Source organism: Pantoea sp. MBD-2R (assembly GCF_039134845.1).
Taxonomy (GTDB): domain Bacteria; phylum Pseudomonadota; class Gammaproteobacteria; order Enterobacterales; family Enterobacteriaceae; genus Erwinia.
On the sequence record NZ_CP152417.1, the window covers coordinates 1,440,023 to 1,455,035 of the forward strand.

Annotated in this window: 16 protein-coding genes; 5 read left to right on the plus strand and 11 right to left on the minus strand. The window is 52.7% G+C overall.

What is annotated here, in order from left to right; all coding sequences use genetic code 11:
• The first annotated feature begins 10 nt into the window (after nucleotides 1–10).
• A complete protein-coding gene (gene ybiB, locus AAGQ96_RS06690; RefSeq protein ID WP_147196474.1) occupies nucleotides 11–982 on the plus strand; it encodes a DNA-binding protein YbiB in 972 nt (323 codons plus the stop codon).
• A gap of 47 nt (nucleotides 983–1,029) precedes the next feature.
• Here the strand turns inward: ybiB and AAGQ96_RS06695 are convergent, their stop codons facing one another.
• The 4 genes from AAGQ96_RS06695 to AAGQ96_RS06710 form a co-directional block, all read right to left on the minus strand.
• Nucleotides 1,030–1,329, minus strand: coding sequence for a hypothetical protein (locus tag AAGQ96_RS06695; protein ID WP_342755113.1), 300 nt, complete (start codon nucleotides 1,327–1,329; stop codon nucleotides 1,030–1,032).
• Between the two features lie 228 nt (nucleotides 1,330–1,557).
• Nucleotides 1,558–2,712: a M20 aminoacylase family protein gene (locus AAGQ96_RS06700; RefSeq protein ID WP_342755114.1), complete on the minus strand. Its 1,155-nt coding sequence runs from the start codon at nucleotides 2,710–2,712 to the stop codon at nucleotides 1,558–1,560.
• A 71-nt stretch (nucleotides 2,713–2,783) separates the two neighbouring features.
• Nucleotides 2,784–3,329: a 5'-3'-deoxyribonucleotidase gene (locus AAGQ96_RS06705; RefSeq protein WP_147196480.1), complete on the minus strand. Its 546-nt coding sequence runs from the start codon at nucleotides 3,327–3,329 to the stop codon at nucleotides 2,784–2,786.
• Between the two features lie 104 nt (nucleotides 3,330–3,433).
• Nucleotides 3,434–4,066 carry a flavin reductase family protein gene (locus tag AAGQ96_RS06710; protein WP_342755115.1) on the minus strand — a complete coding sequence of 211 codons (633 nt, stop codon included), beginning with the start codon at nucleotides 4,064–4,066 and terminating at the stop codon, nucleotides 3,434–3,436.
• A 126-nt stretch (nucleotides 4,067–4,192) separates the two neighbouring features.
• Here AAGQ96_RS06710 and rlmF point away from each other — a divergent pair, with 126 nt between their 5' ends.
• The gene (gene rlmF / locus AAGQ96_RS06715) at nucleotides 4,193–5,125 is read left to right on the plus strand and encodes a 23S rRNA (adenine(1618)-N(6))-methyltransferase RlmF (RefSeq protein ID WP_147196484.1); all 933 of its coding nucleotides are present in this window, start codon (nucleotides 4,193–4,195) and stop codon (nucleotides 5,123–5,125) included.
• A gap of 9 nt (nucleotides 5,126–5,134) precedes the next feature.
• On the opposite strand, the gene ybiO is transcribed toward rlmF, so the two are convergent.
• The 7 genes from ybiO to rhtA all read right to left on the minus strand — a co-directional run bounded on the left by ybiO (nucleotide 5,135) and on the right by rhtA (nucleotide 12,128).
• Nucleotides 5,135–7,396: a mechanosensitive channel protein gene (gene ybiO, locus AAGQ96_RS06720; RefSeq protein WP_342755116.1), complete on the minus strand. Its 2,262-nt coding sequence runs from the start codon at nucleotides 7,394–7,396 to the stop codon at nucleotides 5,135–5,137.
• 132 nt (nucleotides 7,397–7,528) lie between these two features.
• The gene (glnQ, locus tag AAGQ96_RS06725; protein ID WP_147196488.1) at nucleotides 7,529–8,251 is read right to left on the minus strand and encodes a glutamine ABC transporter ATP-binding protein GlnQ; all 723 of its coding nucleotides are present in this window, start codon (nucleotides 8,249–8,251) and stop codon (nucleotides 7,529–7,531) included.
• Entirely contained in the window at nucleotides 8,248–8,907 is a 660-nt protein-coding gene (gene glnP / locus AAGQ96_RS06730) for a glutamine ABC transporter permease GlnP (protein ID WP_147196490.1), read from the minus strand. The genes glnQ and glnP overlap by 4 nt, the downstream gene beginning before the upstream one ends.
• A gap of 83 nt (nucleotides 8,908–8,990) precedes the next feature.
• The gene (gene glnH / locus AAGQ96_RS06735) at nucleotides 8,991–9,737 is read right to left on the minus strand and encodes a glutamine ABC transporter substrate-binding protein GlnH (RefSeq protein WP_147196492.1); all 747 of its coding nucleotides are present in this window, start codon (nucleotides 9,735–9,737) and stop codon (nucleotides 8,991–8,993) included.
• 274 nt (nucleotides 9,738–10,011) lie between these two features.
• The gene (locus AAGQ96_RS06740; protein WP_147196493.1) at nucleotides 10,012–10,278 is read right to left on the minus strand and encodes a DksA/TraR family C4-type zinc finger protein; all 267 of its coding nucleotides are present in this window, start codon (nucleotides 10,276–10,278) and stop codon (nucleotides 10,012–10,014) included.
• 80 nt (nucleotides 10,279–10,358) lie between these two features.
• Nucleotides 10,359–10,862 (minus strand): DNA starvation/stationary phase protection protein Dps, encoded by a 504-nt coding sequence (dps, locus tag AAGQ96_RS06745; protein WP_147200555.1) that lies wholly within the window; start codon nucleotides 10,860–10,862, stop codon nucleotides 10,359–10,361.
• 366 nt (nucleotides 10,863–11,228) lie between these two features.
• Nucleotides 11,229–12,128 carry a threonine/homoserine exporter RhtA gene (gene rhtA, locus AAGQ96_RS06750; protein WP_342755117.1) on the minus strand — a complete coding sequence of 300 codons (900 nt, stop codon included), beginning with the start codon at nucleotides 12,126–12,128 and terminating at the stop codon, nucleotides 11,229–11,231.
• 365 nt (nucleotides 12,129–12,493) lie between these two features.
• On the opposite strand from rhtA, the gene ompX reads away from it, so the two are divergent.
• The 3 genes from ompX (at nucleotide 12,494) to AAGQ96_RS06765 (ending at nucleotide 14,939) form a co-directional block, all read left to right on the plus strand.
• On the plus strand, nucleotides 12,494–13,006 hold the full coding sequence (ompX, locus tag AAGQ96_RS06755) for an outer membrane protein OmpX (RefSeq protein WP_147196497.1): 513 nt from the start codon (nucleotides 12,494–12,496) through the stop codon (nucleotides 13,004–13,006).
• Between the two features lie 341 nt (nucleotides 13,007–13,347).
• A complete protein-coding gene (gene mntR, locus AAGQ96_RS06760) occupies nucleotides 13,348–13,800 on the plus strand; it encodes a manganese-binding transcriptional regulator MntR (protein ID WP_147196499.1) in 453 nt (150 codons plus the stop codon).
• 23 nt (nucleotides 13,801–13,823) lie between these two features.
• On the plus strand, nucleotides 13,824–14,939 hold the full coding sequence (locus tag AAGQ96_RS06765) for an SLC13 family permease (RefSeq protein WP_147196501.1): 1,116 nt from the start codon (nucleotides 13,824–13,826) through the stop codon (nucleotides 14,937–14,939).
• Nucleotides 14,940–15,013 lie beyond the last annotated feature (74 nt).

Here is a 15,013-nt window from a genome sequence, read left to right on the forward strand (position 1 = left end):
GAGCAGAAGCATGGAATACACAAAAATTATCAAAGAAGTCGGGCGTGGAAAAAATCATGCCCGCGATCTCGATTTCACTACCGCCTGCGATCTTTACCGGCAGATGCTTGACGGTGCGGTGCCCGAGCTGGAAATGGGCGGCATCCTGATTGCGCTGCGTATCAAGGGAGAAGGCGAGGAGGAGATGCTCGGCTTTTATCAGGCGATGCAGGAACGCGTAATTACCTTAACGCCGCCGGCCAGTTTACCGATGCCGATTGTTATTCCCAGCTACAACGGCGCCCGTAAACAGGGCAACCTGACGCCGCTGCTGGCGTTGTTGCTTTCCGCGTTAGGCTTTCCGGTGGTGGTGCATGGCGTCAGCGATGACCCGACGCGTGTCACCAGCGAAGCGGTGTTCGCCGGGCTGGGCATCACGGCGAGTAGCGGTGCGGAGCAGGCGCAGCAGCGTCTGGAGCAGGGAAAGCTGGTGTTTATGTCGGTTGCCTCGCTTTGTCCGCCGCTGGCTGAACAGCTCTCGCTGCGCTGGCGGATGGGCGTACGGAACAGTGCTCATACGCTGGCTAAGCTGGTGACGCCGTTTGGCGAAGATGCTGCGCTGCGTCTCTCCAGCGTCTCGCACCCGGAATATATTGCGCGAGTCGGAAAATTTTTTCAGGCGATTGGCGGCCGGGCATTGCTGCTGAACGGCACCGAAGGCGAAGTGTATGCTAATCCGCAGCGCTGCCCGGCAATCAGCCTGATTGCTGGCGAGCAGCCAGAAGTGCTGCTGCCCCGTCAGGAAGAGAGCGGCATCGCGCGTGATGCATTACCCGAAGCCAAAGATGCACAGACCACCGCTGACTGGATCAAGCGCTGCCTGAACCGTGAAGTCCCGGTGCCACAGTCGCTGCGCCAGCAGATCGCCTGCTGCTACGTTGCTACAGGCCGTGCAAGCGATGTGGAAAGCGCGCTGGAACAGATTGCTAAAGCGGGTTACTAAGATCAAGCCTGCATGCCCTGCACGAGAGACTCCCGGCAGGGCCATGTCTACTGCTTACCGCATTTGTCAGCATCATCAATAATACGCTCCGCTAATTCCCGAAAAGGCATTCTCCTCAGCACATCGCCGGTGAGCACGGCGGCATCCGCTGTGTTTTCCATAAATTTTCGCAGATAATCTGAGTCGATATTTTGGCTTTTCAGACCACGGAGGGCATAAAGTTTTGCCTCGGGCGTGGCATCGGCAGATTCTAAAATGCTTTTAAAATCAGCTGCTGCCTGTGGACCGCGAAGGATTTCGGTATAAATACGCTCGCCGGGCGATATTTCACCGGCAAAACCATTCATACCCAGTGAAAACGTGGGAACCTGCGATAATTCAGTGCGGTTTTTTTTGCGAGGCGTTGACCAGAGAAGAGCTGATAGCAATACAGAGTGCCAGCATCGTAAGCTGAACGGTTTTGATTCCTGACATCATTCATTCCTTTGATTTTTCAGGCGGCAGATTTTTTGTCGTTCCGAGCGCATCAATGCGCTCAACGAAAACCCCAGGCGGCCAGTTTCGCCGCCCGGGCATTATCTTAGCGGCAGTAATTTTTCCGCCAGACGTGTCCAGATAGAGATCCCTTCGCCAATCAGCGCATCGTTAAAGTCGTAACGGGCGTTATGCAAAGGGGCGGACGGCGTTGCGCCATCGGCACCCAGCCAGAAGTAGGCTCCCGGGCAAACTTCCAGCATGCAGGCAAAATCTTCTGAAGCCATCGACGGGTTAATTTCCCAGTGCACGCGCTCCGGCGGCAGCAGCGACAACGCGCAGTCCCGCACGTTTTGTGCTTCCGCCTGATGATTACGGGTGACCGGGTAATCAGTAAGATACTGAATAGTGCCTTCAATGCCCATCGGTGAGGTAAAGGTCGTCACGAACTCATCAATCATCTTACGCACGTTGACCCGGACATCGCTCTGCAAACAGCGCAGCGTGCCGCGCAGCACAACGTTTTCCGGGATAACGTTAATCGCTTCGCCGCCGTTGATTTGAGTGATGCTGACCACCGCCGAGGCGAGCGGAGAAAGTCGGCGGGCAGGAATGGTTTGCAGCGCCAGAATCAGTTGCGCAGCGGCAACGATCGGGTCCGCGCCATTTTCCGGCATCGCGGCATGGCAGCTTTTGCCGCGCAGGGTGATTTCGAACGCATCCAGCGAGGCCATCATTGCACCGCTGTTGACTGCCAGATGCCCAACCGGCAGTCCGGGCCAGTTGTGCAGGCCGTAGATGGCGTCCATAGGGAACAGCGTAAACAGACCGTCTTCAACCATTTTACGTGCGCCACCCAGGTTCTCTTCCGCAGGCTGGAACACAAAATGCAGCGTGCCGCTGAAATTACGCGTGGCGCTAAGATGTTTGGCCGCTGCCAGCAGCATGGCGGTGTGGCCGTCATGGCCGCAGGCATGCATCACGCCAGGCTGAGCGGAGCGCCAGGCCGCATCGCCCAGTTCGGTGATGGGCAGCGCATCCATATCGGCACGAAAGCCGATAACCGGACCCGGGCCATTTTCCAGCGTGCCAACCACGCCGGTTCCGGCGAGTCCGGTATGTACCTGGAGCCCAAATGCTCGCAGCTGTTCCGCCACCTGACGTGAAGTTTGATGTTCGTAATAGCCCAGTTCCGGCCATGCGTGAAACTGCCTGCGCCACTGGGTGGCTTCTTCAATCAGCGAAACGGGGATCATTAAACCTTCACTCCTCTGCTGGCGGTAATCAATCAAGCTAAATTAAGGTAACACAGAAAGACAGGTGCCTCTCATCGTGATAAGCCGTTCTCCGGAAGCAGCAGCATTTCAATTTCCTGCCAGTTCTTTACCCGGCGATAGCCGGTAACCTGCACATTATGCGGCGCGGTGTAGAGAATGCCTTCACCACGAAAGTTTTCAAAATTCACCGCGTTATCGTCGATCATATAGTCAGCATTGATAATGCTTTTGTTGCCGCAGAATACAATATTGCTGGGTTTGATCGCCGGAAAATGATTTTTCAGCCAGCGAAATTTCGCGTTAAAAGAGGTGGGGATCTCCATTGCGGCGGTGGTGATAAATATCTCATAGTGCTTGCTGAGTTCTGCAATAACGCGCTGGCTGTCGGCGATAACATCCAGATCGCCAAAGAAATCTTCGTCATCCGTCACCAGCGTGAATATTTCCTGCAACATCTCGGGCTTATCCCGACGCAGATCGAATAAATTCAGATCGTGATGCGCCAGTTCCAGCGAGAAATGCGTGTTAACGGTTGTGACCATTTTAGGGTGAAAATCGGCGATGACTTCATCCATATCGATGGCAATTCTTTTCATTATCGCTCCATGACTGCGGAAAGGGTGAACGGACAGCATACCAAAAAAGCCAGAAGCGGGTGCTTCTGGCTGCTGATATCATGATGCAGGCATCGTTTGGCTCATCAGGATTTACGGGCATCCGGGCGGACTAAATCGAAGCGTAACTCCTCACTGATCGCATAGTAGGCGCTCGGACCGCCAGCGCGTAAAATAGGGTTCGCTTTGGCGGTCTGATAAATCCCTTCTTCAAGCAGTTGATGATCGATATGAATAGCCACCGCTTCCCCCAGCACCATCCATTGCTCTAATTTTTTGCCGCTGGCATCTTCTAACTGAATAAGCTGGGTCAGTTTGCATTCGAAATTGACCGGGCTTTCCGCCACCATACTGACGTTCACCTGCGTACCGGGAAGGGCTGTCAGCCCGGCAAGGGCGAACTCATCCTGGTCACTTGCGACGGAAGCGGAGCTTTCGTTCATCGCCACGGCCAGCTCGCGAGTCGCCAGATTCCAGACGAATTCACCGGTTTCAGCAATGTTCGCCACGCTGTCTTTCCAGCCCTGGCTGGAAAAACCGATAATCGGCGGCTGATAATTGAAGCAGTTAAAGAAACTGTAAGGCGCGAGATTACGCACGCCAGCGGCGCTTTGTGAGCTGATCCAGCCAATCGGGCGCGGGCCAATAATCGCATTTAGCGGGTCGTGCGGCAGGCCGTGGCCCAGGCGGGGTTGATAAGAGTGGCGTGAACGCGACATTGGAACTCCTTAAAATAAGATCAGTCATTTTATAGTAGCGGGTCTGAACAAGGAAAAAAGCCGGGAATTGTTTACGATCTTTACCGTAGCAGGTATCTTACGTGCCTTCAGATAAGAGAGTCGTTCATGAAAAACATCGCCGAAAAAAGCCAGCTTCATCCCCGTAACCGCCACCGTGGCCGCTACGATTTTCCTGCGCTGATTGCCAGCCATCCGCCGCTGGCCGCCTTTGTGGCAGTGAATCAGTATGGCGATGAGTCAGTTAATTTTGCCGATCCGGCGGCGGTGAAAATGCTGAATCAGGCGCTGCTGCACCATTTTTACCAGGTCGAAAACTGGAGCATTCCCGATGGTTTTCTCTGTCCGCCGGTGCCGGGCCGTGCCGATTACGTCCATCATCTGGCGGATTTGCTGGCAGAAGATAACCGCTCCGTTGTGCCACGCAACATTAACGTGCTGGACATTGGCTGTGGCGCGAACTGCATCTATCCGCTAATTGGTTATCGCGAATATGACTGGCGCTTTACCGGCAGTGAAGTTAACGAAGAGGCAATGCGCTCGGCAAATGCCATTATCGCAGCCAACCCTGGTCTGAATCGTGGCGTTCGCCTGCGTCGCCAGAAAGATCCTCAGGCCATCTTCAGCGGCATTATTCATAAAAATGAACAGTATCACGCGGTGATTTGCAATCCGCCGTTCCACGCGTCGGCCAGCGAGGCACAGCAGGGAACGCAGCGTAAAGTTCGTAACCTGGGCCTGGCAAAAAATTCGCCGCTGAACTTTGGCGGCCAGCAGGATGAGCTGTGGTGCGAAGGGGGCGAAAAAGCCTTTATCGCGCGTATGATTGCCGAAAGCCAGACCTTTGCCCGTCAGGTTGTCTGGTTTACCTCACTGGTCTCACGCAAAGAAAACCTGCCGGAAATCTGGCGTGCGCTGGAAGACGCCGAGGTAGCCGCCTTCCGTACCGTTGAAATGGCGCAGGGACAGAAACAGAGCCGGTTTATCGCCTGGACTTTCCTGGAAAAACCGGCTCGCGAACGTCAGATGTCTCGCGTTTAAATTGTCACGTTACTGTCCCGGCGCGGGCAGTGATGGCAGGCTGGCAGCGCCTTCAAGCTCGCTGCCGGTTTGCATCACCTGCACCGTCTGGTGCGGTGCTTTAATTCCTGCCGCATCAAAATGCTTCTTCACCCTGTTGTCGAGCGCAAAGCGTACGGTCCACTGTTTCAGCGGCTGCGTGGTGAAGGAGACACGAACCGTAAAGCCCTGATTCGTCAGCCCAACCAGCCCGGCGAAGTTCGGCTCGCCAATCACCATGCCGCGGATGGTGTCATCCTGCATCAGTTCCTCAACCGCTTCCCTAAGCGTCGCGTTAACGCGTTCGCTGTCTTCGCTGCGATCGACATCATAGTTAGCGACAAACGAGCCGATGCCACGCACAAAGTTGGCAAACGTGGTTATCGAAGACCAGGGAATAATATGATATGCGCCCGTATCCTGGCGGACCCCCACCGAGCGAATCGACATCCGCTCTACGGTGCCGGTAATCGCGCCGATGGTCACCAGATCGCCGGTGTTCATGCCGTTTTCAAACTGAATGAAAATACCGGTGATAATATCCTTCACCAGCGTTTGCGAACCGAACGAGACCGCCAGCCCCAGCGCGCCCGCACCGGCTAATAGCGGCGCGATATTCACGCCAATTTCAGACAGCAGGATCATAATGGTAATGGTGCTAATCACCACCGCCAGTGCGTTGCGGAACAGCGTGAGAAGCGTACGAGTTCGCGCACTGGGCATCGGCCTGCCGTGTGAATCCGAGGCCAGCCGACTTTCAATCAGGCTGGCAAGCAGCGTCCAGCCCACCGCCGAGAAGAACAGGATCATCACGATTCGAATAATCACATCGACCATTTTTACGCCAGCGCCGACGGTCAGCCAGTGCCAGAGATCGAACAGGTTCCACGCATTGAGCAGCAGCAGACTGACGGCAAATACCGTCAGGGTTCGTGCCAGCTTCAGCATCATAGAAATCCAGCTGTTGACCCGTTTTTGCAGCTCGGGATAGTTGCGGCGCAGTTCAGGCGACAGGATGATAGTTTTAGATATCCAGCGGCTGAGAATACCGGAAACCAGCGCGCCAAGACCAACAATGGCCAGCGAGCGAACCGTCGCAGACATCATAAATTTCAGGCTGTCGCCCGGGTTGAAGATGGATAGCAGAAACAGCGCGATAAAATAGGCACTCGCCAGCCAGTGCCAGATTGCAGCAAATGCTCTGATAAATAGCGAAAAAAAGCTCATTGAGCGATCGGCCAGACGGCCCAGATCCTGCTGGATACTGCGTCGGTTATGGAAGATCAGATAGAGCGCCCAGCCGGTAATTAGCCCCATCAGCACGATATTCACCAGTGCGGCAACCTGCACATTTACCTGATTGGAGACAATCGGCACAATCACCAGCAGACCATAACCAATTACGCTGCTCAGCCAGCTCAGGCGCGTGTTCCAGTAGAAGGCGCGTTCATCCGCAAGATGAAAGAAGCGCAGCTGTGGGTAGCGGGGACAGAATATGAGTCGCAGAATGGCTTTGAAAAATTCAATCAGTGCAAACGCATTGAGGAACAGCCCCTGTTGGTAAGCAATAGTCCGGCTACCGGCATTCAGTGAGTCACTGAGCATCTGTCCGACAAACAGCGCCAGAGCCAGCAGCAGCAGATCGAGAATAAAGGCTCCAATAATCATCGCAGGCAGGTGCAGCCAGTTCGTGCGATCGCTATTTTTCTGGCGTCCCCACTGGCCCATGCGGCGATAAACCGGCGTGATTGCCCGGCAAATCAGCCAGTAAAAGGCAAAAAGCGCAACGGCCAGCATAGCGAAGTGGCTCAGCGCATTAAAGAAAGTATTGTGATTGAATGGTTTATGAGGCGCACTAACAATATTGCGGTGGAGTTTTTTAAACTTATTCAAAAACTCACCGCCAAAATGGCGGCTGACGTCGGTTACGCTTTCCAGCACCGTTTTATCTTCTTCTTCGGCCGGTGGCGTCAGCACCGGCGCTTTGGTATCGGACGGGCTGTTGGCAGCGGAACGTAGCTGGGTGATTAATTCCTGACGGGATTGATCGTTTTGCAAAATATTAGCCAGCGCGGCCCACGCAGCTTTTTTTTCATCGACGCTGGGTTCTTGCGTACTACCGGACTGGGTTTGAGAGGCTGCAACGGCAGCGGCAGGTAACGATACGGCCTGAGTCTGTGCTGCAAAAAGTAAAAAAGTTACGGCAAGTAGCCACCGGACGGCGAGGCGCCAGGGTGGAAGGGTTCCCAACATCTTATTCTCCTGTTACGACGCAAAAGGGCGTCGACCAGAAAGTATAGTCTGCTAAGGTGCCAGCACAGGGAGAGGGGCGGTTTTTAAGAACAGGACGACGTAAAACGGGCGGAGGATCTCCGCCCGAAGGGATCAGGAAACGTGCTGCAAGAATTCCTGCAGGCGGGCGCCTGGTGGGTTATCAATTAACTCAGCCGGGTCGCCATCTTCCGCAATGCGGCCTTTATCGATGAAGATCAGACGGGACGCCACTTTTTTCGCAAAGCCCACTTCATGGGTCACGATAACCATGGTCATGCCTTCTTCCGCCAGATCCTGCATCACTTTTAACACTTCATGACGCAGTTCTGGATCCAGCGCGGAGGTGGGCTCATCAAACAACATCATCTTAGGCTTCACTGCCAGCGCACGAGCAATCGCGACGCGCTGCTGCTGTCCGCCTGACAGTTCAGAAGGGAAGTGATGAGCACGCTCGGCCAGGCCAACTTTACCAAGCAGCTCTTTCGCCAGGCGGTGCGCTTCCTCTTTTTTGGTGCCGCGTACGCGAATCGGACCAAAGGCGACGTTATCCAGCGCGTTCATCTGTGGGAACAGATGGAACTGCTGAAATACCATGCCTGCTTCCTGACGGATCAGGCGCTCGTCAACTTTCGGATCGTTGACTTTCAGCCCATCGACAATCAGCTCGCCGCTGGTGATCTCTTCCAGCTTGTTAATGCAGCGCAGCAGCGTCGATTTACCGGAACCGGAAGGCCCAATAATCACCACCACTTCACCCTGCTTGATGGTCAGATCGATATTGTGCAGAACCTGCGTCTGGCCGAAATGCTTGGAGACGTTTTTAAATTCAATCACAGGATTTTCATCCTTTTTTCAAGGCGACGCAGAACAAAGCTCAGCACCAGCGTAATAAACAGATAGATAACGGCCACGGCGCTCCAGATTTCCAGCGCGCGGAAGTTTCCGGCAATGATTTCCTGTCCCTGACGGGTCAGCTCGGCCACGCCGATGACGATAAACAGGGAAGTATCTTTGATACTGACGATCCACTGATTGCCCAGCGGCGGCAGCATACGGCGTAATGCCAGCGGCATGATGACGTAGCGCAGCGTTTCGCGACGAGAGAGTCCCAGCGCCAGGCCCGCTTCACGAAAGCCGTTATGAATAGACAGTACCGCGCCACGCGTGATTTCTGCGATGTAAGCGCCGGAGTTAATCATGATAGTGACCACGGCTGCGCTGAACGGATCGATGCGCAAATCGTTGAAGGCCATTGGCAGGGCAAAATAGATAAACATCACCTGCACAACAATGGGTGTGCCGCGAATAAGTTCAATAAAGACCAGCGCGATATTACGGGACAGCCAGCCACCGTAAGCGCGGGCAAAACCGGCAACCAGGCCGATAATTAAACCGCCAATCAGACCGAGGACCGAAATCCACAGCGTCAATCGGGCGCCCTCGAGCAGGGCCGGAATAGATGGCCAGATGGCGCTCCAGTCAAACTGCATTATTATTTCTCCGGATGAAAACCGTTCTTGTGTTGGTGTGAAAAACGCAGGCGCGGACGCCTGCGAAAGGTAAAAATGTTGAATTATTTAGGTTCGCTGCCGAACCATTTTTTATAAAGCGTATTGTAGGTGCCGTTTTCACGCAGTGTTTTCAGTGCGCCATTCACTTTTTCACGCAGTTCGTCGCTGCCTTTCGGGAAGGCGATGCCGTACTGCTGTGCTTCGATAGACTCGCCTACCGCTTTGAACTGGCCTTTGCCAGCGGTATTAATGAAGTACAGGATATTTGGCGTGTCATGCAGTACTGCGTCAGCACGGTTAGTGCCAAGTTCCATATAGGCGTTATCGATATTCGGGAACTGGCGTAAATCTTTAGACTTGATGTGCTGCTTAGCATAATCGACCGATCCGGTGCCGCTCTTAACAGCGACCACTTTACCGGTCAGGTCATTAATACCTTTGATCTGGTCATTATTGGCTTTCACCATCACCAGCAGGCCGCTTTTGTAGTATCCATCAGAGAAGTCGATCGCTTTTTTGCGCTCTTCGGTGATGGTGATACCGGCCAGCGCCAAATCAACGTTACGGGTTTGCAGGCCAGGAATGATCCCGCTGAAATCCATAGGCTTCAGGGTATAGTCAATCTTCAGCTCTTTAGCGATAGCGGCCCACAGGTCCACATCGAAGCCAACATATTGGTTACCCTGTTTGAACTCAAAAGGCACGAAAGCAGTATCGGTTGCAACAACCAGCTTTTTTTCTGCGGCAGTAGAAGAGACGGCAAACGCCAACGTCAGCGCTGCCAGGGAAAACTTAACAAGTGACTTCATCTTTTTATCCTTATAGCAGTCGGACAACGTTTTTTATCCGAGTGGCACTGGCCATATGAAAAAATTATGCCAGGTTTTCAAAATATATGGAAAACAGCACATTGAGTCAATTTTAATGGGCATTACGTAGGGTTAACGGAATAAAAGCACCATAAAGGGGCACCAAAATAGTGCATGCCGATCATTATGGTGCATTTAATGTTAGCCAGAATAAGAATAAAAACAAATATAAGGAGGAAGAGGGGAGAGTTCTGGATTGCACCAGAGATGAACATCAGCGCAACTGGCTATCCTTACTGCCACGACGATTATAAAGCGCAGCGGATTGTTGCTTGTCTCGCTGTTGCTGACACTGCACGCAATACTGCACGCCAGGTAACGCCAGCCGTCGAGCTTCGGGGATCGCTTCGCCACAGTGTTCACAATACTCAGCGCTGACGCCGCTATTGTGCATTGAGCGGCGAGCGCGGTTTACGGCATCTTCTACCGTGGAATCAATTTGCTCCTGAACTGCATCATCACGTGCCCAGCCACTGGCCATATTCTCCTCCAAAGCAGAAGGAGCAGATGAAAGGCCTCATCTGCTCCTGAATAATGCTCTACGAAAAGGCGCTAAAAACCTTATTCGATATTAGACTCGATGAACCACAGGAATTTATCCAGGTCGCGGGAAGCCGCGGTGAAAATGTCTGCGGTATCTTCATCTTCAACTTCGGTAATCGCTTTACGGGTATCATTCGCGACTACCGCATAACGTTCTGCCAGTGCTTTAAGATGATCCTGCACGGTGTGAATGTTCAGCGGATAGCTTTTCAGCGGCGTTCTGTCGTTAACAACCTGAGTCGTACCCAGTGCGACGCCACCCAGCTGTACTACACGCTCGGCGATAGTATCCTGATGATCGGTGATAGTCGTACGGAAACCATCCAGCATTTCGTGTACACCGATAAAGTTTGCGCCACGCATGTTCCAGTGCGCTTGCTTAGTAATCAGGGACAAATCAATGAACTCAGTCACCAGGCGATTCAGCACCTCAATGGTGGCTTTCTTTTCCTCGTCGGCCACATTGTTACGGGTGTAATGCAGATCGGATGACGTTGTTTTTACCAGTTTAGCGGTACTCATCATTAATATCCTCTTAATGGTCAGTTGTCCTGAATGTACGGGAATAAGTATAGCACCGGTTTTTAACTTTGCCGGGAAGGTCGTACCTATCGGTAGAATAGTGACGGCCTTTTACAGATAACCGACTGTAATCTGAGGTGATAAATGCGATTAATAAAGATTATCATTCAGCCGTGTTTTATAAATAATTGATATGTATGAATATTATTATTAATGAGCCGCGTGAGGCATCTTTTTCTAATTTTATTACTTTTTGTTTCCAGGATATTTCTGTATTTGCTAAAGCCTGGATGTTGATGGAAAAACAGCCGTTTAACATCAGGCTTTAAAAAAACATATCTGCTTTTTCAGAGCGATCCAAATTAATTAGTCGACCCGATCGCTGACGGGGGAAATTTGGGGCTTGCCCGCGCGGATCGTAAGCGTTGCGCCTGCTGAGGCCAGCACAATTGCCAGCAACCCAAGCCACTGAACCAGCGACAGGCGTTCTCCCAGAAACAACATCCCGGAAAGCGCCGCCATTGCCGGTTCCAGGCTCATTAGCGTACCGAACGTTTTTGCCGGTAAACGGGTTAGCGCGACCATTTCCAGTGAATAGGGCAATGCGCTGGAGAGCACCGCGATCGCCAGTGCTGCCGGAAGCAGCGACAGGCTCCAGATGCCGCCATCGGCATAAACCAGTCCCACGGGAACAAATATCAGCGAGGCAATCAGTGAGCCTGCCGCCACTGTCGCAGGGCCGTGATCTGCTCCCGCACGTTGACCGCTTAAGATATAAACAGCCCAGCACGCCCCCGCAAGAACCGCGAGCAGCGCGCCTTTAAGATCGACGCTGGCGATCTCTTTGCCCAGAGGCAATAAAAGCCAGAGTCCCAGCAACGCCAGCAACACCCAGAGAAAATCCAGCGGCTTGCGGGAGCCAGCCAGCGCCAGCGCCAGCGGACCGGTAAATTCCAGCGCAACGGCAATACCCAACGGTACCGTGCGAATGGCCAGATAAAAGGAATAGTTCATGGCGCCCAGCGCAAGGCCGTAACAAAGGAGGGGAAAACGCTGCTCTCTGCTAAAGCGCAGGCGCCAGGGCTTAAAGACGATACAAAGGATAATCGTACCAAAGCCAAGACGCAGGGCGGTGATGCCCGGTGCGCCTACCAGCGGAAACAACGTTTTGGCCATGGCTGCACCACCCTGAATGGAAGTCATGGCAATCAATAAAACCAGTATGGGTAACCAGAGTGGAGTGGCTTTTGGAACAGACGTAAACATCCTTCAGTCCAACCTTATTCGTCCATTAACACGCAAAAAAGTTCCCGAGAGTGTAATGTAAAGAGGTCGTTTTTCCTCTGTGTAAGATGAAAAAAGTGTAGGAATTTAGGAAAAAGTCGCTGTTGGAAGTAAAGAAGTGTCAGGTTTAATTAAGATTTATCTCAATGAACGTTTTTTTACATTACGAGTCAGGCGAAACGATAACGGTAAAAAGATAAGTAAAAATAATGACATAGATAAACCCGTTAACGTCCTGTTACACCAAACATTGTCTTGGACAACAAAATCGGGGCAGAGTTTCTCGCTAAGTTTTGTTATATTTTCAGCGTTGTCAGGAGATAAGTACTTTCACATTTGAGGTGGTTATGAAAAAAATTGCATGTCTTTCAGCACTGGCTTGTGTACTGGCGGTTTCTGCTGGTTCAGCAATGGCTCAGAGCACAGTTTCCGGCGGTTACGCACAAAGCGATATGCAGGGCGTGGCTAACAAAGCTAACGGTTTCAACCTGAAATATCGTTACGAAAACGGCAGCGATCCACTGGGTTGGATTGGCTCTTTCACCTACACCGAGAAAGATCGTACTGACGCCAGCGTTTATAACAAAGGCCAGTACTACGGAATCACCGGTGGTCCAGCTTACCGTCTGAACGACTGGGCAAGCATCTATGGTGTTGTTGGTATCGGCTACGGCAAATTCCAGCAGAACGCACCAGACCGCGTTAAGTCTGATTCAAGCGACGTTGGCTTCTCTTACGGTGCTGGCCTGCAGTTCAACCCAGGCATCGAAAACGTTGCCCTGGACGTTGGCTACGAGCAGAGCCGTATCCGTAGCGTTGACGTAGGTACCTGGATTGCTGGCGTAGGCTACAGCTTCTAAGTATCGCCTCATTCAGCTTTGGCTGTCTGATGAAAAAAATCCGCCCTTCGAGGCGGATTTTTTTATGGCTGAATCAGGAATGGGGCGCTTTTCTCGCCATCACCATTTCCAGCAGCATCAGCCGCAGCGTAAAGGGAGAGCGACAGAGCAGCTGAAGTAAAAGTGGCTTTTTCATCTCGTTTCCTCCGTTCACTTATTAAACAGGTATAGCACAGGCTATAATGTGTAGCCAGCGCTATTATGCGAAAATTTGTGCTTCTTTGAGCTTCGTTTACAATGTGGCACCAACAGACTGGTGCAGTGTTTGTTATGCATCAGTGATAATAAAAAGAGGAAGCTTAATGAGTCGTCGCGCAAAAAATTCAGTGCCCGCGCCACTGAAAGAAATTGAAGAGCATGTCGAAGGCTTTCGTCAGGTTCGGGAAGCCCATCGTCGTGAGCTGATTGATGACTATGTTGAGCTGATTTCCGACCTCATCCGTGAGTTCGGTGAAGCCCGCCAGGTTGATATGGCGGCGCGTCTGGGGGTTTCACAGCCTACCGTCGCTAAAATGTTGAAAAGACTGGCTGTGGCCGGCCTGGTTGAGCAGGTTCCCTATCGAGGCGTGTTCTTAACCGCAGAAGGGGAATCGCTGGCTGAAGAGAGCCGCAAGCGTCACCACATTGTGGAAACTTTTTTGCTGGCGCTGGGGATCAGTCCCGATACTGCCCGCCGCGATGCAGAAGGTTTGGAGCATCACGTCAGTGATGAAACGCTGGCTATATTCCAGAAATTTTACGAAAGCCGTCAGTAAACTTATCCCTCTGGTGGAACCCCATGGCAACGTTGCTCCGGCCTTTCCTGCACGATCGCTTCCTGCATCTGTTAGTTTTGCTGGGCCTGCTGCTGGCCTGCTTTGCGCCTTTCACGCTGCGGCAATTGCCTGCCGCCGTGGACTGGCCCACCATTCTCACCCTGGGTGGCCTGCTGATGCTCACCAAAGGCATCGAGGCCAGCGGCTATTTTGACGTTCTGGGACGAAGGCTGGTTCAGCGCTTTCAGTCGCAGCGCGCGCTGGCGCTGTTTTTAATCGCCGCTGCCGCGCTACTCTCAACTTTTCTTACCAACGATGTCGCATTGTTCATTCTGGTGCCGCTGACCCTGACCTTGCGTCACTATTCTTCATTGCCCGTCACTCGTCTGATTATCTTTGAAGCGCTGGCGGTTAACGCAGGTTCGCTGCTTACACCTATCGGTAATCCGCAAAATATCCTGTTATGGCAGCACGGCGGCGCAGGCTTTGGCCATTTTATCTGGCAAATGCTGCCGCTGGCCGGTGCGTTGCTGGCTAGCCTGCTGATCCTCACCGCTTTTAGCTTCCCCGGCCGGCGTATTGAGCGTGCAGAAGGGCGATCGGCGGTGAAATGGCAACGTTCCTTGTTAGTGGTTAGCGTGCTGCTTTACCTGTTTTTCGTGACGGCGCTGGAGCTGGGCTACGCTGGCTGGGGAGTTTTGCTGATATTCGCCGTTTATCTGCTGATGGCCCGTCACATTTTGCTGGCGATAGACTGGAGCCTGCTGGCAGTCTTTATCGCCATGTTTATTGACGTCTTTCTGCTGACAAAATTGCCCGCGTCTCAGGATCTGCTACAGCAAATGGTCCAGCTCTCCGCTGGCGGTAAATATCTGCTGGCGATTGGGCTGTCGCAGATTATCAGCAACGTACCCGCCACCATCCTGCTAATCGGCAGCCTGCCCGCGTCAACATTATTAGCCTGGGCGGTCAATATCGGGGGATTTGGGCTGCTTCCCGGCTCGCTGGCAAACCTGATTGCCTTACGAATGGCGAAAGATCGTACCGTCTGGCTGCGATTCCATTTCTACTCGTTGCCGATGCTGTTGTGGGCGATGGCGCTCGGATGGGGACTGCTTTTAGTTATAAATGCGGTCTAACGTGAGTCTATTCTGACTTCGTAAAGAAACGCTGGCATTTGTCAGTTTACGTCCTATGTTTATAGCAGAGTAAA